The organism is Nocardia sp. NPDC006982 (genome assembly GCF_042869435.1).
In the GTDB taxonomy this organism is placed as follows: Bacteria; Actinomycetota; Actinomycetes; order Mycobacteriales; family Mycobacteriaceae; genus Nocardia.
Genome location: NZ_JBIAFV010000002.1, coordinates 523,205 through 541,708, shown reverse-complemented (window position 1 = coordinate 541,708; position 18,504 = coordinate 523,205). Strand labels below are relative to the sequence as shown.

Sequence of the window (18,504 nt, the reverse complement as noted above, 5' to 3'; positions counted from 1 at the left end):
CAGTCAGGGGGTGAAGCCCGATGCTCGAGCTGGCAATCCTCGGGCTGCTCCTCGAAGCGCCCATGCACGGTTACGAGCTGCGCAAGCGGCTGACCGGATTGCTCGGGCCGTTTCGGGCCTTCTCCTACGGATCGCTCTATCCGACGCTGCGTCGCATGCAGACCGATGGGCTGATCGCCGAGGAGAACGTCGCGGGCGTCACCCGTCGTGCGCGACGGGTCTATCAACTGACTCCGGCCGGGCGGGAGCGGTTCACCGAACTGCTCGCCGATACCGGACCGCAGAACTACACCGACGACGGCTTCGGCGTCCACCTGGCGTTTTTCAGCCGCACCCCCGCAGAAGCGCGGATGCGGATTCTGGAGGGCAGGCGACGGCAGGTCGAGGAGCGCCGAGAGGGTCTGCGGGAGGCGATCAAGAAGGCCAGTGGCTCGCTGGATCGCTACACCCGCCAGCTCCACCAGCTCGGTCTGGAATCAAGCGAGCGCGAAGTGCGCTGGCTCAACGAGTTGATTGCGGCGGAGCAATCGACGAAGGCGGCACCACAGAAAGAGGGAAATATCGGCCATGAGTGAAGACAACAAGGCGGACAACGCCACCGAAGTCCGCGTCGCCATCGTCGGCGTGGGTAACTGCGCTTCCTCGCTGGTCCAGGGCGTGCAGTACTACAAGGACGCGGACGAGACCTCCACCGTCCCCGGCCTGATGCACGTCAAGTTCGGCCGGTACCACGTGCGCGATGTGAAATTCGTCGCCGCGTTCGACGTCGACGCCAAGAAGGTCGGCTTCGACCTGGCCGAGGCGATCTTCGCCAGCGAGAACAACACCATCAAGATCTCCGACGTGCCGCCGAGCGACGTTGTCGTGCAGCGCGGTCCGACGCTGGACGGTATCGGCAAGTACTACGCCGAGACCATCGAGCTGTCCGAGGCGCAGCCGGTCGACGTCGTGAAGGTGCTGAAGGACAACAAGGTCGACGTCCTGGTGTCCTACCTGCCCGTCGGCTCGGAAGAGGCGGACAAGTTCTACGCCCAGTGCGCCATCGACGCCGGCGTCGCATTCGTCAACGCGCTGCCGGTGTTCATCGCCTCCGATCCGGTGTGGGCGGAAAAGTTCACCAAGGCAGGCGTTCCCATCGTCGGTGACGACATCAAGAGCCAGGTCGGTGCCACCATCACCCACCGAGTGATGGCCAAGCTGTTCGAGGACCGTGGCGTGCAGCTCGACCGCACCATGCAGCTGAACGTCGGCGGCAATATGGACTTCAAGAACATGCTCGAGCGCGAGCGCCTGGAGTCGAAGAAGATCTCCAAGACCCAGGCCGTCACCAGCAACCTGAAGAAGGAACTGGGCGCCAACGATGTGCACATCGGCCCGTCCGATCACGTCGGCTGGCTCGACGACCGCAAGTGGGCCTACGTGCGTCTCGAGGGGCGCGCCTTCGGTGATGTACCGCTGAACCTGGAGTACAAGCTCGAGGTGTGGGATTCGCCGAACTCGGCGGGCATCATCATCGACGCGGTGCGCGCCGCGAAGATCGCCAAGGACCGCGGCATCGGCGGCCCCGTCCTCCCGGCCTCGGCGTACCTGATGAAGTCCCCGCCGAAGCAGCTGGCCGACGACATCGCGCGCACTCAGCTGGAAGCGTTCATCATCGGCGCGGAGTAATCAGGCGCACCGACAAGTAAAGCCGGGCCGGGTACAAATCTCCGGCCCGGCTTCGCGTATCGAATCGTTGGTGCCCGCCGTGCTCGAGCTTTGTCGAGGGTAGTCAAATGGTGGTGGTGGCCGGGGTTGCCAGCCACCATTTGACTACCCTCGATGGGGTGAGCGGTCAGTCGAGCGAGACGTAGACCTCGACGGAGGTGGGGCCTGTGTAGCGCTCTAGTTCCGCGGTGTGCGAGCGGGTGATGGTGCCCGCGCTCTCGGCCTTGCGGACCTGCGCCCATGCGGTGCGCAGCAGATCGTAGGGCTTATCGGAGACAACGAATTTCGCGTAGCGTCCGGTCGGGACCCGGGTCAGCACATCACCGGCATCCATATCGTCCATCTCGGCGACCTCGTAGCCCAGAATCGCGACGGCGTGATCGTTCTGGCCGATATAGGCCGCGACCCGCGGCACGTTCTTCTCCCGCGCCAGGTACCGGTCCCAGGTGAAGTTCACCAGGTCCAGGTCGCGGGCGGTCACCTCGCGTCCGGCCAGCGGGACGGTGAGTCCAGCGACCAGGCTTTCGTCCAATGTGACAATTTCGAAGTCCACAGCTGTTCCTAACCGTCGACCGGTTCGTCTGCCAGCGCCACGAATACTTCGGCCGTGCGCGCGTCCGGATAATGTTCCACGTCACCGGTATAGGCGCGCAGCAATCGTCCAGCGGCCTCGGCATCCCATACCGCCCGCCAGATGGTCACGATGGTGTCGCCGAGATTGTCGCCGCTGAGCGTGAATCGGGCGAACCGTCCCGCGGGTACTCGGGCGAGCACATCGCCCGGTAGCAGATCCGCGAGGGTGTGGCAGCGGTAGCCGACGATATGCGTCAGGTAGGAGTTGATCTCCGGCGCGTGGTCCACGTACGCGGTCGTCGGCGGGCCGGGCAGCTTGCGGGCCAGATTGCGTTTCCACGCCTCCTCGACCTTGGCGCGGCGCGGTCCCTCGACCGCGAGCGCCGGGCTGCGCAGCACTGTGCCCGCCACGAGCGTCTCGGGACGGTCAACGACATTGAAATCCACCGGCGTGCCCCTATGTCTAGTCTGTCTCCAATTGGCGGCGCTCCCGGGCCCCCGGTGGCCACGGAAACTACTTCCGGGCCCGACGCTCGCGCCGCGTGTCGTCGCTCGAGCGCATATCCTTCCTCATCGATCTCGCGACATCGGCGTCGGCCTGGTTTCGGTTCCGGCGCGCGCTCACTTCACTCTGGCAAACGATGCTGCCACGTCATCCGTTCCCATGGCCCCGGTCGACGCACATTCATAGCGAACCAAATATGAGCAAGTTGGAAGCTGCGGCCAACCCGGACGGAGCGAGTCTTACGAGCGACCGTTCGCGGCCGCCTCGCGTCCGAACCGCCAAAGCGCATGCCCCGCAGGCGCGGCATCCGGCAGGCGTACACCAGGTGCCGAACGTCCCGCCCCGTCAACCACCACGGAGCGAGTCTTACGAGCGAGGAGTTCGCGGCCCGTCTCGCGTCCGAGTCGTCGAAGCGCATGCGACGTAGTCGCGAGTCTCGACGGCGCCGCTAGCGACTGCTTGCAGGTCGCTCGAAAGGGTCAGCCGCGAGACACCAGGGGGCCGCGAACACGCAGCGCCGTAGGCGCTGCCATAGATTCAGCCCGGCACCGGAATGCTGAATCCGGGGAAGATTTCGACTTCCTTCGTGGGCTCCGGGGCGGGAGGAATGATGATCATCGGTGCGGAGGAGGTGCTGGTCGGCGGGTTCAGGATGTCGTAGCTGCCGCCGGAGGGTTTGCTCGCGGTCGGCGGGCTGCCCGGCGATCCGGCCGCCGGGAACTGCTCGATCGGGGTGCCGTCGAGCGCGCCGTCCATCACCTGCTTCCAGATATCGGCGGGCAGGCCGGAGCCGTAGATGTTGGTGCCGCGCGCGGTTTCGATGGGCTGGGACTGTTCGGTGCCGACCCAGACCGCCGTGGACAGCGACGGGGTGAAGCCGATCATCCACGCGTCCTTGTTCTCTTTCGACTCACCGAGCTGGGTGGTGCCGGTCTTGGCGGCCGAGGGGCGTCCGCCGGACAGGCCGTGCCCGTTGGAATATGCGGCGATCGGGATCATCGCCCCGGCGGTACTGTCGGCGACGCCGCGCGGTATGCGCTGCTGGCCGGGCGGGAGTTGCTTGCCGGCCTGTTTGTCGGGTTCGCCCCGATCCAGCAGCACGCGGCCGTCGCCCGCGACCACTCGCTGCACGAAGTAGGGCTGGTGGTAGACACCGGAATTGGCGATCGTCGCGTAGGCCGATGCCATATCGATGGGGCGAACCAGATACTGGCCCAACACGATTCCGTTCAGCGGGTGCCCGCCGTCCTCGGTGAGGGTCTTACCGGCCACGCCCGGAATCTCTTCGGGGATACCGGCCTGATGGGCGGCATCGGCAATTGCCTCGGGGCCGTCGGACATCGACATCGTCAGTCGATAGAAACTGGTGTTCAGTGAGCGCTTCAGCGCCTCGGCCATGGTGCATTTGCCGCACGATTCGCCGTCCACATTGGTGATCGTGGTACCACGATCGGTCACCGGTGAACTGTCGAGCATCCGGGTGAGCGGAATGCTCTGCCGCAGTGCCGCGATCACCGCGAAGACCTTGAATGCCGAGCCGGTCTGCAGTGGCGCCTGTGCGAAATCGAAGCCGAAACCGTCGGCACCGCCGTAGTAGGCGCGCACCGCGCCGGAATGTGGGTCGATCGAAACCACCGCGCCACGCAGTTCCGGCGGCTGCGGGTCGAGTCGATCGTGGATCGCGTCGAGTGCGGCCTGCTGTGCCTTGGTATCGATGGTGGTGGTGATCTGCAATGCCCCGGTATTCAGTTCCCGCTCGCTGATGCCCGCGCTGCGCAGTTCCCGCAGCACCTGGCTGCGGATCAGGCCCTCCGGGCCGCGGGCCGCGTTGACGTCCGGGATTTCGGTGATCGGGACGATCTGCGGGAATACCGTCGCATCACGGTCGCCCGGCGCGAGCGCACCCATCTCGACCATGCCGTTGAGCACGTACTTCCAGCGCGCGGTCAGATCGGCGAGATGGGTTTCCGGATCCAGGATCGATGGGGTGCGGATGACCGCGGCCAGTACCGTGCCTTCGGCGAGCGTCAGCTCCGGCACCGACTTGTTGAAGTAGGCCTTCGCGGCCGCCGAGATCCCGTACGCGCCGCGCCCGTAATAGATGGTGTTGAGGTAGGCGGCGAGGATGTCGTCCTTACTCCATTGCCGCGCCATTTTGGCCGCGATGATCAGCTCGCGCATCTTCCTCGTCAGGGTGCGTTCGGAGCCGAGGAAGGCATTCTTCACATACTGCTGAGTGATGGTGGAACCGCCGCCCGCATCCTCTTTGCCGAGGATATTGTCCCGTGCGGCGCGCAGGAATCCGCTGGTCGAGTAGCCGGGGTTGGTATAGAAGTTGCGGTCCTCGGCCGAAAGCACCGCATCGCGCACCGGTTTCGGCACCTCCGACAGCGGTACCGGAATCCGATTGCCATCGGGCGGAACAACTTTCGCGATCACTGTGGTCCCGTCGGCGGCCAGGATGGTGGCGATCTGATTGGTCTGCACCGAATCGGGATCCGGGATTTCGGCGCTCCAGTAGACCAGCACGAACAGCAGCGACGGCACCGCGACGAAGGTGATGAACAGGGCGAGCAGTAGCCGTCGGAAGCGTTCGCCCCTGGTGCGCTGTGGTCGATTCGCCGGGGTCGGTTGCGGCCGGGGCGGTTTCGAAGAGCCGGGCGGTCGGGGCTTGTCCTTGCGTCGTGACGTCCCGAAATTGTGCTCGCTGAATCCCGCGACCGAGGCATAGGGTGCCGGCGTCGGTTTGCCCCTGCGACTGCCGCCGCGTCGCCGCTTGCCGAACGAGCTCACGATCATCTCCTCCCGGAGCGTCGGTAAAACTCACCTGCACAGGACACGATCGGAAATGACCAGAGATCGTATACACCGAGTATTACCGCCGCAACGGGATTCAACCCATGCGACAGGCGTACTAGCTCTTCACGCCACCCGCCGTGAGACCGGAGATGATCCGGCGCTGGAACAGCAGCACCATGATGACCAGCGGAATCGTGACCATCGTGCCCGCGGCCATGATTGCGGCGTAGGGCTGCACGAGCGGGTTGTTACCGGAGAAGCGCGCGATCGCGACGGTCACCGGTTCGGTCTTATCGCTGGAGAGCAGTCGGGCCAGCAGATATTCGTTGACCGAGGCGATGAACGCCAGGATCGCGGTGGTGAATACCGCGGGCGCCGCCAACGGCAGCATGACCAGACGGAACGCCTGCATCTTGGTCGCGCCATCGATGCGGGCGGCCTCCTCGAGTTCCCACGGCAGTTCGGCGAAGAACGAGGCCAGGATGTAGACGGTCATCGGCAGCACGAACGAGATGTTCGGGATGATCATCGCCTGGTATTCGCCGATCCAGCCGAGGTTGGTGAACAGCTGGAACAGCGGAGTGACCAGCACGACCACCGGGAACATAGACGCGGACAGGATGAGCCCGGAGACCAGGTACTTGCCCTTGAAGGTGAGCCGCGCCAGCGCGTAGGCGGCGAGCACGCCGAGTACCAGCGCGACGGCCGTGGTCACCGCGCCGATGATGACGCTGTTGAGCAGCGCCTTGCCGAAGTCGTTGCCGCGGCTGGTGTCGAAGGCGTTGCGGAAGTTCTCCAGGGTGACGTGGGTGGGCCACGGGGTGTTGTCGAAAGTGTAGTCCGGATCGCGGAATGCGGTGACGGCCATCCAGTAGAACGGGGCCAGACCCCACACCAGCACGATCAGCGCACCCAGATACAGCCGCACCGGACCCAGGCGCTTGGCCCAAGGTGTCTGTGCTGCGGGCTTTTTGGTGGTCACGGTGGTCATCAGTGCGCCTCCCGCTGTTCTTCCTGGGTCCGAACGGCATTGGCGCCCAAGACCTTTACCAGCAGGAACGCCACCGCGAAGATCAGCAGGAAGGTGATCGTCGACAGTGCCGCCGCGCTGTTGGGACCCTGGCGGACCTGTTCGACCACCAGCGCCGAAATCGGGCGGGTGGACGGGTTGCCGAGCGTCATGATCGCGGGCAGGTCGTACAGGCGCAGTCCGTCCATGGTGCGGAACAGCACCGCCACCAGCAGCGCGGGCTTCAGCAGCGGCAGCGTGATCTGGGTGAAGCGCTGCCAGGCCGACGCACCGTCGACCTTGGCGGCCTCGTACACATCGGCTGGAATGACCTGCAGACCGGCCAGCAGCAGCAATGCCATGAACGGCGTGGTCTTCCAGACATCGGCGGCGATGACCGCGAACCGTGCGGGCCAGGCCTCCGAGGTCCACAGCACGTGGGTGCCGAAGACCCGGTTGACCACGCCGTCGTACTGGAACATGAACTCCCACAACCGGGCAGTGACCGCGGTCGGAATCGCCCACGGCACCAGCACCGCCGCCCGCAGCAGGGCGCGGCCCTTGAAGGTCTTGCCCATCACCATGGCCATGCCGAGGCCGAGGGTGGCCTCCAGGGTCACCGTGATCACCGTGAAGAACAGCGTCACGCCGATGGCCAGCCAGAACTGCGAGCCGAGGTTGCCGGTCGGGCAGGAGACCGTCTCGCCGGCCGCCTGACACTGCTGCAGCAGCCAGTGCGTGTAGTTCGAGAAGCCTGCGCTACCGCCCTCGACGAACATGCCGGTCGCCGGGTCGAGTCCAGGATCCTTCTGGAACGACATGTACAACGCGCGGAAGACCGGATAGCCGACGACCACCGCCAGGGTGATGAGCACGGGCGTGACGAACAACCACGCCTTACCGGAACGCCGCAACTCCAACGCCAAGGTGCCACCGAATCCGCGCTTTGTCGGCTGATCGCCGTCGCTCGGCACGCGAGTGGCCGTTCCCGAAGGATCCGACACCGTTTCTCTCTCCTACGGGGTGGTCGGGTCCGCTCTTGTACTCGCTACGACCCGGCTGTCTCGATGCCCTTTTGCATACCGGTGATCGCGTCGTCGACGGACTTGGTTCCGTTCAACGCAGCATAAGCGTTGTCCTGGATGGCCTTCGACACCGCGGGGTAGAACGGGGTGACCGGACGCGGCACCGCGTTGGCGATCGAATCCTTCAGTGCCGGGAGGTACGGCATCTTCGCGATCAGCGCCGGATCGTCGTACATCGACGCGCGCACCGAGGGCAGCGCACCCGCCGCGACGATGTGCTGAGCGTCCTCGCTGATCAGGTAGCGCAGGAAGTCGAGCGCGGTGGCCTTGTTCTTGGAGAACGCACTGATCGCCGCGTTGTAGCCGCCGAGGGTCGATGCGCCGACGCCGTTCTCGCCGGGCAGCGGCGCGACGCCGAACTTGTCCTTGACCGCGGAGGATTCCGCGCCCGCGTCACCGAAGGTGGACGGCCAGTTGCGCATGAAGAGCAGCTTGCCGGTGTTGAAGGCGTTGGCGCTCTCCGGCTCCTTGAAGGTGATGGCTTCCTTCGGGATATCGCCGCTCTTGTACGCGTCGACGAGCACCTTGAGCCCGGCGCGCGCCTGCGGGGTGTTCACGGTCGGGGTCTTGCCGTCCGCGCCGACGAAGGTGCCGCCGTAGGCGTTGATCGCCTCGGCCGCGTTCACCGTCAGGCCCTCGTACGGTGCGAGCTGGCCCGCGTAGCAACCCATATTGTTCTGCTTGGCGATCGGGCACTGCGCCAGCATCTCGCTCCAGGTCTTGGGCGGATTCGGCACCAGATCCTTGCGGTAGAACAGCAAGCCGCCGTTGGTGTTTCGCGGCGCGGCATAGAGCGTGTTGTTGTAGGTGGCGCTGGCGACCGTCGGGGACAGCAGTGCCGAGGTGTCGATCTTGAAGGTGTCCTTCAGCGGCTGGATCCAGCCCTTCGCGGCGAATTCCGCGGTCCACGGCACGTCAAGGGCGACCACGTCATAGGTGGACTGCTTGGAGCGCATGTGCTCGACCAGGTCGTCGTACTGCTGCGAGGCGTCGTTGGACTGCTCTTTGAAGGTGACCTGCTCGTCCGGGTGCGAGGCATTCCAGCGCTCGATCAGCTGCTTGACCGCGCCGGTTTCGGTGGTGTCCTTGCCCTCGACGTAGGTGATCGGGCCGCGGCCGGTGAGGTTCTGGCTGGATGGATTGCCGCCGTTGTCGCTGGAGCAGGCACTGGTGAACGTCGCCGTCAGCAGCGCAACAGAGGCGGCTGCCAACGCCGCTCGTGGTACGAGCGACGAACGTAGGGACATCACCTTTTTCAAAGCCATCGCGAACACTCCAAGGGGTCGAGACGTGAGCAGCAGCACACCCTGCCGGTGCACAAGGCAAGATACATGGTTGTTATATGCGACGCAGCGATTGCGCCCGTAACAGGGGCACTTTCCAGCCGGGGCGGACGCCGGCGCTGCAATGTCATAGTCGCTCGTAGCCTCGATATTTTGCCGGGCAGACGGCCCGGGCGATCGGCTGACCGGATATGCCCGCGGACAGCAGCATCTGTGGCAGCTGCATCCCAGCCTGCATCCGCGGCAGCAACTCTTCACCTCGGCGGACGCCTCAGCGCTGCTCGGTGACGCCCGTCGGTTCGTCGCGTCGGCCTACAGTGGCTGGCCGCACGACCCGTCGCGGCACCGGACCTCCTGCGCACCATCGAGGGGTTCTCCCACGCATGATCAGTTCGGATCAGGTGGGTGTGGTCGACGGGTCGGCTGCCGGGTTCCGCGGGCCCGGGGATGGTCGCTCGCGATGCGGTTAGGCTGACTGGCGATGACTTCGCCGAATGCGGTCCCGGACCGGATGCTCACCCGGATCGGTGGATTGCTGCGCCAAGCCGAATCGACCGATAACGAGCACGAGGCCGAGGCATTTCTGGCCGCGGCCCAGCGGTTGGCGACCAGGTCCTCGATCGACCTCGCGGTCGCCCGCGCGCATATCGCCGGGCGTGAGCGCAGGCCGACGCCGATGCAGCGGATGATTCCGATCGGCGAACCGGGCAAGAAGGGATTGCGCACCTACGTTCAGTTGTTCGTGGCGATCGCCGCGGCCAATGATGTGCGCTGCGATGTTGCGCGCACTTCCACGCAGGTTTACGCCTACGGCTTCGAGTCCGATATCGATACGTGTGAAGCCCTCTACACAAGTCTGCTGGTGCAGATGGTGCGTGCGTCGGATCAGTACATCAAATCGGGGCAGTATCGTTCGGCCACCGTCGACAAGATCGTCACGGAGAAACGCTGGGGCCGAAAGGTGCAACGACGCATACAAGCGCCGGTCGCGGCGGTTACCGCGCGGCTGAACTTTCAGATGGCATTCGCCGCACGGATCGGCCGCCGCCTGGCCGAGGTGAAGGCGGAGGTCGTGGCCGAGGTGGTGCCCGAAACCGTGGCGGCGGGTACGGCATTGGCCCTGCGCAATAAGGAAATCGAGCTCACCGACTTCTATAAGAAGACCTCCGATGCCCGCGGCAACTGGCGCGGCCCACAAGCGTCGGCCGGGCATAGCGCTGCGGCCCGGCGTGCAGGTGACCGGGCCGGGAAGGCGGCGCGGCTAGGGACATCTCCCGAACTCAGTGCTGCGCGTGGGCAATTGCCGGGTGGGTCGAAATGAGCGAATTCATTGCGCGACATGCCAATTGCCCGACTCGGCGTGAGCGACGATGGGTGTGAACCGTGAGCGGGGCCAATGAGTGCACGAGATGCCCAGCGCGCCAAGGTGTATGACGCCGAGCAGTTGGTGCGGAGTGTATTCGATCGAGCCGATGAAAACGGTGTCCGCACGGTGGAGCTCTACGGTTCACACCTCACGCTGCCGATCGAGCGCCGCTTCGCCTCGGTCGAATCGGTGCAGGTCTACACCGACAAGGTGCTGAGTCTCAATTGGATTCGGGCGCAATGGGACCGTGCCGCGACGCCCGTCCGGGTCCGCTCTCGCGCCGGAACCGCCGCCGCGCACTACGAGGCCGCCGATGCGGTGCTGGCTGTTCCGCTGTACACCGGTGCGACCGCATGGGCACTGCGCGAATTGGTGATCCTGCACGAACTGGCCCATCACCTCGAGCCCGCCGCCGGATCGGTGGCCCCGCACGGGCCCGAGTTCTGTAGCCGCTACTTGGAACTCGTCGATGGCATTATCGGGCCGGAAGCCGGGCTGGTTTTGCGGTCGAGCATGCTCGGGTGCGGTGTCCGCATAACCTGAGGCCGCTGCTGCTTTTGGTCGCGTCGTGTCTGCGGCCGCCGGTAGCTGATTGACGGGATAGGCATGCGAACTCGCGATGCTCGGCTGTGGTGTCCGCCTCCGCGTGTCCAACGCGATCGAAATCGCGCGACCGCGGTTGCGCAACGCCGACCTTGGGGAGGTGTGGGGTTCGGTGGTCCACTGCTCGCCGTTGCCTACTACCGTCGCGACACGGTCACTTGGGCGGCCCCAGTGCACGGACCCGGGTAAGTCGGTCCTCCCACCAGCGGGTTCGTGCTGGGTCGGGGTGGCGGTAGCGCTCCAGTAGGGCCGGGTCGGGTGTGGGGGGTGACTTCGGGACCGGCATGAAGCCGTCGACCGGGCGGAGTGATTCCTGCACGAGGTCGCCTTCGAGGAGTGACAAAGTGCCCAGGCCGCAGGCGAATTCGAGTTCGGGCAGGGCGGCGGCGAGGGCGAGTTGGGCGGCTAGGCCGACGCTGGTTTCCAGGGCGGAGGAGACCACGCACGGCAGTCCAGCGGCCTCGGCGACCTGGAGTGCGCGGCCGACACCGCCCAGCGGGGTGCATTTGAGGACCGCGATATCCGCGGCGCCCGCTACCGCGACGTGCAGGGGATCCTCGGCGCGGCGGATGGATTCGTCGGCGGCGATTCGGACGTCGACACGGCGACGCACCGCGGCCAGCTCCTCGATGGTGCGGCACGGTTGCTCGACGTACTCCAAACCGCCGGCAGCACGGTCGATCTGCTCGATATGCGTGACGGCCGTCTCGACATCCCAGACCGCATTGGCATCCACCCGAACCGAGCCATCGGGCCCGAGCGCATCCCGGACCGCCTCGACCCGCGCCAGATCCTCACTCAGCGAATCCGGGTGATCTGCGATCTTCACCTTCGCGGTGCGGCATCCGGACCCGGCCACGATCGCGTGCGCCCGCTCCGGATCGACCGCGGGCACTGTGCAATTGATCGGAATCAGTTCCCGCACCGGTTCCGGCCAACCAACCGTCACCTGTTCCATCGCGGTCGCCAACCAGCCGGCGGCCTCCCGATCGTCGTACTCGGGAAATGGACAGAACTCGCCCCACCCGAGCGGCCCGCTGATCAACATCCCCTCGCGCACCGTGATGCCGCGGAACCGGGTCCGCATCGGAATGGCGTAGACGAAGGTTTCGGTCATCACCGTGCAGCCTAGCGAGCCCGGTGCCCCCGCCCGCGCTGTGCGTCCGCCGCCGCTGGCAGGGCTGCGCGGATTGACGAATCATTCGCGCACCGGGTTGGACCGCTGCCGAATTCTCGTCGGGTGCGCCTGCTGCGGCTGGCAGGGCCGCGGGGATCGGCGAATTGTTCGTGCACCGGGTTGGACTGCCGCCGGGTTGTCGTCGGGTGCGCCTGCTGCGGCTGGTATGGCCGCGGGATCGGCGAATTGTTCGCGCGGAGTTGGACTGCTGCGCGGCTGGCTTCTCGTCGGCCGCGTTCAGTGCCCCTGCTGCCGCTGTGGACTGTGCGCTGGTGCGGGTGGTTGGTGCTGGAGCGGAGTGGCACCGGGATGTGCGAGTCCGATCTAGCGGTCATGCTGGAGTATGGGGTCGAGTCGGTTCGAGCCGCGGTTGGCGAATGCGGTTCGGGTGGTGCTCGGGTCGGTATTCGCGGTCGGGTTCGGGTGGGTGGTCGCCTCTTCCGTGCCGCTGTACGAACTCCTCGGGCGTGATGCCGATCCCGATGGGGGTGTGCGCTATCTGGCGGTCGCGTATTGCGTTGCCTGGGTCGGGATTGCCCTTTCCGTGGTTGCGGTGGGCATCAGGGTGGTGGAGAAGATCCGCTACCGACGCCGCATCGCGTGGACTCCGTTGGTGGCGGTGCCATTGATTGCCGAGTCGTGGTTGCTCGGTTTCTTGATTGCGGTGGTGCTGGTTTCGATCTGAGCCCGCGGCACCGATACGGGACCGGTGCCGCGGTACTCGGCGACTCAGAGCCGTTCGATAATGGTGGCGTTGGCCAAACCGCCTGCCTCACACATGGTTTGCAGACCGTAGCGCGCGCCGCGCTCCTGCATGGCGTGCACCAGCGTGGTCATCAGGCGCGCGCCGGAAGCGCCGAGGGGATGTCCGATGGCGATGGCGCCGCCGTTCACATTGACCTTCGACATGTCCGCACCGGTGTCGTGCGCCCAGGCCAGCACCACCGGCGAGAAGGCCTCGTTGATCTCGACCAGATCGATATCGGAGAGCTGAAGTCCGGCGCGCTGCAACACCTTCTGCGTCGCCGGGATCACGGCGGTCAGCATGAGCAGCGGATCGTCACCGGCCACCGCGAAGCTGTGCAGCCGGGCCAGCGGCTTCAGACCGAGTTCCTCGGCGCGTTCGCTGGTCATGATCAGCACCGCGGCGCTGCCGTCGCTGACCTGGCTCGCCGTCGCGGCGGTGATCTGCCAGCCGATTTCCGGGAAACGCGCGGCCATGGCCTCGTCGTAGTAGGCGGGACGCAGTTTGCCGAGGGTTTCCAGGGTGCTGCCGACCCGGATGCCCTCATCGGTTTCCAGTCCGGCGATGGGGGCGAGCTGAGCGGCGAACGAGCCGTTCTTCGTTGCCAGCGCCGCCTTTTCGTGGCTGCCGAGGGCGAATTCGTCGAGCTGGTTGCGGGTCAGTCCCCAGCGGGCCGCGATCAGTTCGGCGCTGATGCCCTGGGATACCAGACCCTCCGGATAACGCTCGGCGAAGCCGACACCGGAGAAGTCGTCGGATCCGATCATGTTTGCGCCCATGGGAACTCGTCCCATCGACTCGACACCCGCCGCGACCACGATGTCGTACGCACCGGCGATCACGCCCTGTGCGGCGAAATGAATGGCCTGCTGGCTGCTGCCGCACTGGCGATCGACCGTCGTCGCCGGTACCGATTCCGGATAGCCCGCTGCCAGCGCCGCACGCCGGGTCATATTGGCGCCCTGTTCGCCGATCTGGGTGACGATGCCGCCGATCACATCGTCGATGAGCGCCGGATCGATGCCGCTGCGGTCGACTACCGCGCGCAGGCTGTGTGCGAGCAGGTCCACCGCGTTGACATTGTGCAGTGCCCCGTTCGGCTTCCCCTTGCCGATCGGCGTGCGTACCGCTTCGACAATCACCGCGTCTCTCATGGTGGTTCCTTTCGAACCGTGAGCCGAGCTCCTCCGCCTGGCTCTATTGGCTTATAGTCAGGGTAACGCCTGGGTATAGGCAACTCAAGTCAGATAACGCTATGATGTTCGTCATGGCAGCCGTGATGGAAGGACCGTTGGCAGATCTGAGCGCGTGGAAACCCACGGAATGCTCGATCGCGAAGGCGATGGACCTCATCGGCACCCGCTCGGCGATCCTGATCCTGCGCGAGGCCTACTACGGCACCACCCGCTTCGACGGTTTCGCCGCCCGGGTCGGCATCACCGACGCCGCGGCCTCCGGCCAGCTCCGCAAGCTCACCGAGGCGGGTCTGCTCGCCAAGCGGCCGTATCAAGAGGCGGGCAGGCGGACTCGCCACGAGTACGTGCTGACGGATATGGGTCGCGATCTACTGCCCGCGGTGCTCGCACTCATGCAGTGGGGCGATGCGTACCTGCAGCCGGGACCCGCGCCGCTGCTGCTGGTCGAGGAATCCAGCGGTGCGCCGGTCCGGGTGGAGGTGCGCAGCGAAACGGGTCGCGAGATCGACCTCGAAGAGCTCGGCGTCCGGCTCAACCCCGAATATTCGCGTGCCGTCCGTTCGGCGAAGTAATCCGCTCAGGCGGTGACCACCGCGTAGTTGATGTCCTCGGTGCCGAACTTGTTGTAGAGGTGAACCCACAGCAGCACAAGGGGTTCGGTACTCCGCGCGGTCACCACGCCGCCCAGATCGATGATCTGCGCATCGGACCAGCCGAAGGATTTCAGCAGCGCCGCCACCTCGACCTTGGCCGATTCGTCGTCGCCGCTCAGAAAGACATTGTGCCGCCCCGGAATTCGGGACGGGTCAACCATGAGCTGGTTGTTCATGGTGTTGAGGGTCTTGACCACCCGTGCGTCCGGGAAGGCCTGCTGGATCGCCTCGGCGACACTGCCCGCCTCCGGGGTGGCCAATTTCGGTGGGAATCCACCGGAGAAATCCAGTGCATTCGACACGTCCACCAGCACTTTCCCGCTCAGATTCGCCGCGCCCGCCGCGGTGAGCGCGGCCAACGAGACGGTGCCGGAGGTCGCGTTGAGCACCAGCTCGGCATCGGCCGCGGCGTCGGCGAAAGTGCCGTGGCCGCCCCCCGTTTCGTTCGCCCACTCGGTTGCCGCCGCATTGTCGGCCGTCCGGGATCCGAGCGTCACCGCGTGCCCGAGCTCGACCAGCTTGCTCGCGAGCCTGCGTCCGACCTGCCCGGTACCGAGCACCGCTATCTTCAACGTCCACTCCTCACGCAGATCCCGTTCGAGCGTCGAGTTTATGAGTGCGGCGTCGTCTCCGCGTGGCCTTCCGCCTTGGGCGAACGCCAATGGCATCGACTCGGCGCGGGCGTGAATCCGCGCGCAGCGCGCTCGCCGGACTGTTCCACGCTGCGAGCGGTCTCGGGGACGCGGCCTGCGCTGCCTTCAACGACGAGGGCAAGGACGGCACCTTCGTTTCTGCGCGTGCACTTTCGCTGGTATCCGGTAGGAAGTTTCGGATTGGCGAAAGTGCACGCGCAGCGGTCTCAGGACAAGCGGCGACCGTCGACGGCGGAGAAGAAGTAAGTGTGTTCCGGTGTGGGCGTCAACTGCACCCGGGTGCCCTTCTCCGGTGGGTTGCGCCAATCCGCCCGCGCCACAATGGTTTCGCCAGCGCCGTTCGTCGCGCCCTCGGCAACCGTACGGCCGTAGATGTAGGCGTCCGAGCCCAGCTCCTCGACGACGTCGACTTCCATCTGGATGCCCGACTTGTCCACCGCCCCACCGATTTCCAGATGCTCGGGCCGTACCCCGACCACTACCGAACCCTCTGCGGCATCCGCGACCGACCGCGGCACCGCCAGCTCGGCGCCGCCGAGCTCCACCGCGCCGTCGGCGACCGGCAGCGTGAACAGATTCATCGCGGGCGAACCCATGAATCCGGCGACGAACACATTCGCCGGATCCCGGTACAGATCGCGCGGCGTCGCGCACTGCTGCAGCAGTCCGTCCTTGAGTACCGCAACCCGATCGCCCATGGTCATCGCCTCGACCTGGTCGTGCGTGACGTACACGGTGGTGGTGCCGAGGCGACGCTGCAGCTGGGCGATCTGCGTGCGGGTCTGCACGCGCAGCTTGGCGTCCAGATTCGACAGCGGTTCGTCCATCAGGAAAACCTGCGGCTGGCGCACGATCGCCCGGCCCATCGCGACGCGCTGACGCTGACCGCCGGACAGCGCCTTCGGCTTGCGTTCCAGATACGGCTCGAGGTCGAGCAGTTTGGCCGCCTCCAGCACCCGGCGCTCCTTCTCCGCCTTGGCGACCTTGGCGAGTTTGAGCGCGAAGCCCATGTTCTCCGCGACGGTCATATGCGGGTAGAGCGCGTAGTTCTGGAACACCATGGCGATATCGCGTTCCTTGGGTTCGGCGTGCGTGACGTCGTTGTCGCCGATCAGAATGCGCCCGTCGTCGACATCCTCGAGCCCGGCGAGCATCCGCAGCGAGGTCGATTTACCGCAGCCGGACGGACCGACCAGCACGAGGAATTCCCCGTCGGCGATCTCCAGATTCAGCTTGTCGACGGCGGGTTTGGACGAGCCGGGGTAGAGCCGGGTCGCGCTATCGAAGGTCACGGTGGCCATGACAAATCACATCCCATCACCGGCAGGAACGTGCCGGACGATCCGAGTAAGGGTTGACCGGCGATATTACTGGATGTGCTCGATTCGCACACGATGTGCTCGAGTTCGCGCGCACGCCTAGCTGAATATCGGATCGGCGCGGTTGGCCACCACTGGGTCGTGCAGCTGCTGAGGCGGACGTACGGCGTGCGTTCACGATATCGCGCCGACCGGTGGCCGCCCACGCCGAACAACAATGCGGCGGCGAGGACTGCCGGATGTGGCACGAGTTCGTCGCCATCTGGTGCCACCGGCACTTCCGTTCCCGTGCCGAGCACCGCATCGGCCGGTACGTCTGCTCCGAAACTCGCTGCCACGCAGGACGTTTCGGCTCCCGAGCCCGCGGCGAGCGGCCAGTTCCCGCCGGACAACCGAGCCGGAGCAACCAGGGATGGGAAATGCAGAACCGACGGTGTGCGCGCAACTCCTAGCATCAATCTGTGAAATTTGGAATGCTCTCCACCATAGGTGCTCTCACCCTCGCCGCGGTGTCCGTGGCAGCTCCCTCCGCCTCCGCCTTTCCTACCGGCTCAGCCGGGAATGGGGACGGCCGAGAAGTGGTGATCATCGACGGCACTCTGGAGCTGAGCAACTTGGACTCGTGCTGGGCTAGTGGCTTCGCGCGCGACATTCGCTTCGAGAACCGCAGCACCCGCAATTTCCTGGTGTATGCATCCAAAGACTGCACAGGTGACCCCACCGCGACCGTGACTCCGGGCGGATCCGCGACGTATTACGGCTGGTCGGCCATGGCGGCCCAATAGCTGGCGTCGACCTGGGACCCCGGTAATAGCTGCGCCGAAGATCTTGAGGCCGGTAGCCTCGATCGGGGAACCAGATCCAGCGACGAGGAGCAGGCTAATGACGCGACCGGTTCGAATCGGTGTACAGCTACAGCCCCAGCACGCCTCCGACTACGGACTCCTGCGCGACGCCGTGCTGCGCGCGGAGGACGCGGGCGTCGATATCGCCTTCAACTGGGATCACTTCTATCCGCTGACCGGCGACCACAACGGCGCGCATTTCGAATGCTGGACCATGCTCGGCGCCTGGGCCGAGCAGACCGAACGGATCGAGATCGGTGCGCTGGTCACCGGCGGCGGTTACCGCAATCCCGATCTGCTCGCCGATATGGCGCGCACGGTGGACCACATCAGCAATGGCCGGCTCATTCTCGGCATCGGCGCGGGGTGGTTCCAGAAGGACTACGACGAGTACGGCTATGAATTCGGTACGCCGGGAACCAGGCTCGCGCTGCTGAAGGCGAATATGGCCCGGCTCACCGCCCGGCTGAAGAAGCTGAATCCGCAGCCGACCCGCGATATCCCGATCCTGATCGGCGGCGGTGGCGAGAAGAAGACGCTGCGGCTGGTCGCTCAGTACGCCGATATATGGCACACCTTCGCCGACCTCGACGCGATCGCGCACAAGAACAAAGTGCTCACCGACCACTGCGCGGACGTCGGCACCGATCAGGCAAAGATCGAGCGCTCGGTGCAATGGCCGGGTGCGGAGCGGGCGGCGACATTCGTCGACGCCGGGGTGAATCTGTTCACCATCGGTGTGAGCGGGCCGAAGTTCGACCTGAGTGAGGTCGAGCGGGCGGTCCGTTGGCGTGACGAAGTGAATCCGGAGCCGGTCAGAGGTCTGGCCTAGCCCCGGGGCGCAGCGCCGGTCGGAGGTCGGGTTCGAATCACCGTGATTCGAATTCCCGGATCGGACCATGGTGCCGCGTTCGCGCACGCCCGGCGGCCGCAAGCCTTGACGGCGAGGTGTGGCCGACCGCACGCGCCACGGGGTAGCTGCCTTT

General features: G+C 65.7%; 18 protein-coding genes. 8 read left to right on the top strand and 10 right to left on the bottom strand.

All coding sequences use genetic code 11. From position 1 onward, the window contains the following. Positions 1-20 precede the first annotated feature (20 nt). Positions 21-575: a PadR family transcriptional regulator gene (locus tag ACFYOW_RS11425; RefSeq protein WP_040697429.1), complete on the top strand. Its 555-nt coding sequence runs from the start codon at positions 21-23 to the stop codon at positions 573-575. Continuing rightward, positions 568-1,668 (top strand): inositol-3-phosphate synthase, encoded by a 1,101-nt coding sequence (locus ACFYOW_RS11420; RefSeq protein ID WP_387286842.1) that lies wholly within the window; start codon positions 568-570, stop codon positions 1,666-1,668. The genes ACFYOW_RS11425 and ACFYOW_RS11420 overlap by 8 nt, the downstream gene beginning before the upstream one ends. A gap of 166 nt (positions 1,669-1,834) precedes the next feature. Here ACFYOW_RS11420 and ACFYOW_RS11415 read toward each other — a convergent pair whose 3' ends face one another. From ACFYOW_RS11415 to ACFYOW_RS11390, 6 genes are all read right to left on the bottom strand, one after another. Further along, entirely contained in the window at positions 1,835-2,260 is a 426-nt protein-coding gene (locus ACFYOW_RS11415; protein WP_040697421.1) for a GyrI-like domain-containing protein, read from the bottom strand. An 8-nt stretch (positions 2,261-2,268) separates the two neighbouring features. Then, entirely contained in the window at positions 2,269-2,727 is a 459-nt protein-coding gene (locus ACFYOW_RS11410) for a GyrI-like domain-containing protein (protein WP_387286840.1), read from the bottom strand. 595 nt (positions 2,728-3,322) lie between these two features. After that, a complete protein-coding gene (locus tag ACFYOW_RS11405; RefSeq protein WP_387286838.1) occupies positions 3,323-5,584 on the bottom strand; it encodes a transglycosylase domain-containing protein in 2,262 nt (753 codons plus the stop codon). Between the two features lie 115 nt (positions 5,585-5,699). Further along, the gene (locus ACFYOW_RS11400) at positions 5,700-6,575 is read right to left on the bottom strand and encodes a carbohydrate ABC transporter permease (protein WP_387286836.1); all 876 of its coding nucleotides are present in this window, start codon (positions 6,573-6,575) and stop codon (positions 5,700-5,702) included. Continuing rightward, positions 6,575-7,597: a carbohydrate ABC transporter permease gene (locus ACFYOW_RS11395; RefSeq protein WP_084509351.1), complete on the bottom strand. Its 1,023-nt coding sequence runs from the start codon at positions 7,595-7,597 to the stop codon at positions 6,575-6,577. Before ACFYOW_RS11395 ends, ACFYOW_RS11400 begins: the two co-directional genes overlap by 1 nt. Before the next feature lie 44 nt (positions 7,598-7,641). Next, complete coding sequence (locus ACFYOW_RS11390) at positions 7,642-8,943, bottom strand: ABC transporter substrate-binding protein (protein WP_387286834.1); 1,302 nt, start codon at positions 8,941-8,943, stop codon at positions 7,642-7,644. A gap of 499 nt (positions 8,944-9,442) precedes the next feature. Between ACFYOW_RS11390 and ACFYOW_RS11385 the strand changes: the two genes are divergently transcribed. Both ACFYOW_RS11385 and ACFYOW_RS11380 read left to right on the top strand, forming a co-directional pair. Beyond that, positions 9,443-10,282, top strand: coding sequence for a DUF2786 domain-containing protein (locus ACFYOW_RS11385; protein WP_387286832.1), 840 nt, complete (start codon positions 9,443-9,445; stop codon positions 10,280-10,282). Between the two features lie 75 nt (positions 10,283-10,357). Further along, complete coding sequence (locus tag ACFYOW_RS11380; protein WP_387286830.1) at positions 10,358-10,870, top strand: TIGR04338 family metallohydrolase; 513 nt, start codon at positions 10,358-10,360, stop codon at positions 10,868-10,870. A 214-nt stretch (positions 10,871-11,084) separates the two neighbouring features. Here the strand turns inward: ACFYOW_RS11380 and ACFYOW_RS11375 are convergent, their stop codons facing one another. Then, a complete protein-coding gene (locus tag ACFYOW_RS11375; protein ID WP_387286829.1) occupies positions 11,085-12,047 on the bottom strand; it encodes an o-succinylbenzoate synthase in 963 nt (320 codons plus the stop codon). A 403-nt stretch (positions 12,048-12,450) separates the two neighbouring features. Here ACFYOW_RS11375 and ACFYOW_RS11370 point away from each other — a divergent pair, with 403 nt between their 5' ends. Continuing rightward, positions 12,451-12,792, top strand: coding sequence for a hypothetical protein (locus tag ACFYOW_RS11370; protein ID WP_387286827.1), 342 nt, complete (start codon positions 12,451-12,453; stop codon positions 12,790-12,792). Between the two features lie 44 nt (positions 12,793-12,836). Here ACFYOW_RS11370 and ACFYOW_RS11365 read toward each other — a convergent pair whose 3' ends face one another. Continuing rightward, entirely contained in the window at positions 12,837-14,006 is a 1,170-nt protein-coding gene (locus tag ACFYOW_RS11365; protein ID WP_387286825.1) for a thiolase family protein, read from the bottom strand. A 101-nt stretch (positions 14,007-14,107) separates the two neighbouring features. Between ACFYOW_RS11365 and ACFYOW_RS11360 the strand changes: the two genes are divergently transcribed. After that, entirely contained in the window at positions 14,108-14,620 is a 513-nt protein-coding gene (locus ACFYOW_RS11360) for a winged helix-turn-helix transcriptional regulator (protein WP_387286823.1), read from the top strand. A 5-nt stretch (positions 14,621-14,625) separates the two neighbouring features. Here ACFYOW_RS11360 and ACFYOW_RS11355 read toward each other — a convergent pair whose 3' ends face one another. Both ACFYOW_RS11355 and ACFYOW_RS11350 read right to left on the bottom strand, forming a co-directional pair. Next, positions 14,626-15,273 (bottom strand): NADPH-dependent F420 reductase, encoded by a 648-nt coding sequence (locus ACFYOW_RS11355; RefSeq protein WP_387286821.1) that lies wholly within the window; start codon positions 15,271-15,273, stop codon positions 14,626-14,628. Positions 15,274-15,560: 287 nt separating this feature from the next. Continuing rightward, the gene (locus ACFYOW_RS11350) at positions 15,561-16,655 is read right to left on the bottom strand and encodes an ABC transporter ATP-binding protein (RefSeq protein WP_387286819.1); all 1,095 of its coding nucleotides are present in this window, start codon (positions 16,653-16,655) and stop codon (positions 15,561-15,563) included. Positions 16,656-17,134: 479 nt separating this feature from the next. Here ACFYOW_RS11350 and ACFYOW_RS11345 point away from each other — a divergent pair, with 479 nt between their 5' ends. Together ACFYOW_RS11345 and ACFYOW_RS11340 are read left to right on the top strand one after the other, a co-directional pair. Continuing rightward, the gene (locus tag ACFYOW_RS11345; RefSeq protein ID WP_387286817.1) at positions 17,135-17,458 is read left to right on the top strand and encodes a hypothetical protein; all 324 of its coding nucleotides are present in this window, start codon (positions 17,135-17,137) and stop codon (positions 17,456-17,458) included. Positions 17,459-17,555: 97 nt separating this feature from the next. Beyond that, on the top strand, positions 17,556-18,350 hold the full coding sequence (locus ACFYOW_RS11340; protein ID WP_387286815.1) for an LLM class F420-dependent oxidoreductase: 795 nt from the start codon (positions 17,556-17,558) through the stop codon (positions 18,348-18,350). Positions 18,351-18,504: the final 154 nt, after the last annotated feature.

What these genes read in the sequence shown, in the direction of transcription:
- ACFYOW_RS11425 (WP_040697429.1), top strand. Translation starts at nt 21, where the DNA reads ATGCTCGAGCTGGCAATCCTCGGGCTGCTCCTCGAAGCGCCCATGCAC.
- ACFYOW_RS11420 (WP_387286842.1), top strand. Translation starts at nt 568, where the DNA reads ATGAGTGAAGACAACAAGGCGGACAACGCCACCGAAGTCCGCGTCGCC.
- ACFYOW_RS11405 (WP_387286838.1), bottom strand. Translation starts at nt 5,584, where the DNA reads ATGATCGTGAGCTCGTTCGGCAAGCGGCGACGCGGCGGCAGTCGCAGG.
- ACFYOW_RS11400 (WP_387286836.1), bottom strand. Translation starts at nt 6,575, where the DNA reads ATGACCACCGTGACCACCAAAAAGCCCGCAGCACAGACACCTTGGGCC.
- ACFYOW_RS11390 (WP_387286834.1), bottom strand. Translation starts at nt 8,943, where the DNA reads ATGGCTTTGAAAAAGGTGATGTCCCTACGTTCGTCGCTCGTACCACGA.
- ACFYOW_RS11385 (WP_387286832.1), top strand. Translation starts at nt 9,443, where the DNA reads ATGACTTCGCCGAATGCGGTCCCGGACCGGATGCTCACCCGGATCGGT.
- ACFYOW_RS11380 (WP_387286830.1), top strand. Translation starts at nt 10,358, where the DNA reads ATGAGTGCACGAGATGCCCAGCGCGCCAAGGTGTATGACGCCGAGCAG.
- ACFYOW_RS11375 (WP_387286829.1), bottom strand. Translation starts at nt 12,047, where the DNA reads ATGACCGAAACCTTCGTCTACGCCATTCCGATGCGGACCCGGTTCCGC.
- ACFYOW_RS11370 (WP_387286827.1), top strand. Translation starts at nt 12,451, where the DNA reads ATGGGGTCGAGTCGGTTCGAGCCGCGGTTGGCGAATGCGGTTCGGGTG.
- ACFYOW_RS11365 (WP_387286825.1), bottom strand. Translation starts at nt 14,006, where the DNA reads ATGAGAGACGCGGTGATTGTCGAAGCGGTACGCACGCCGATCGGCAAG.
- ACFYOW_RS11360 (WP_387286823.1), top strand. Translation starts at nt 14,108, where the DNA reads ATGATGTTCGTCATGGCAGCCGTGATGGAAGGACCGTTGGCAGATCTG.
- ACFYOW_RS11350 (WP_387286819.1), bottom strand. Translation starts at nt 16,655, where the DNA reads ATGGCCACCGTGACCTTCGATAGCGCGACCCGGCTCTACCCCGGCTCG.
- ACFYOW_RS11340 (WP_387286815.1), top strand. Translation starts at nt 17,556, where the DNA reads ATGACGCGACCGGTTCGAATCGGTGTACAGCTACAGCCCCAGCACGCC.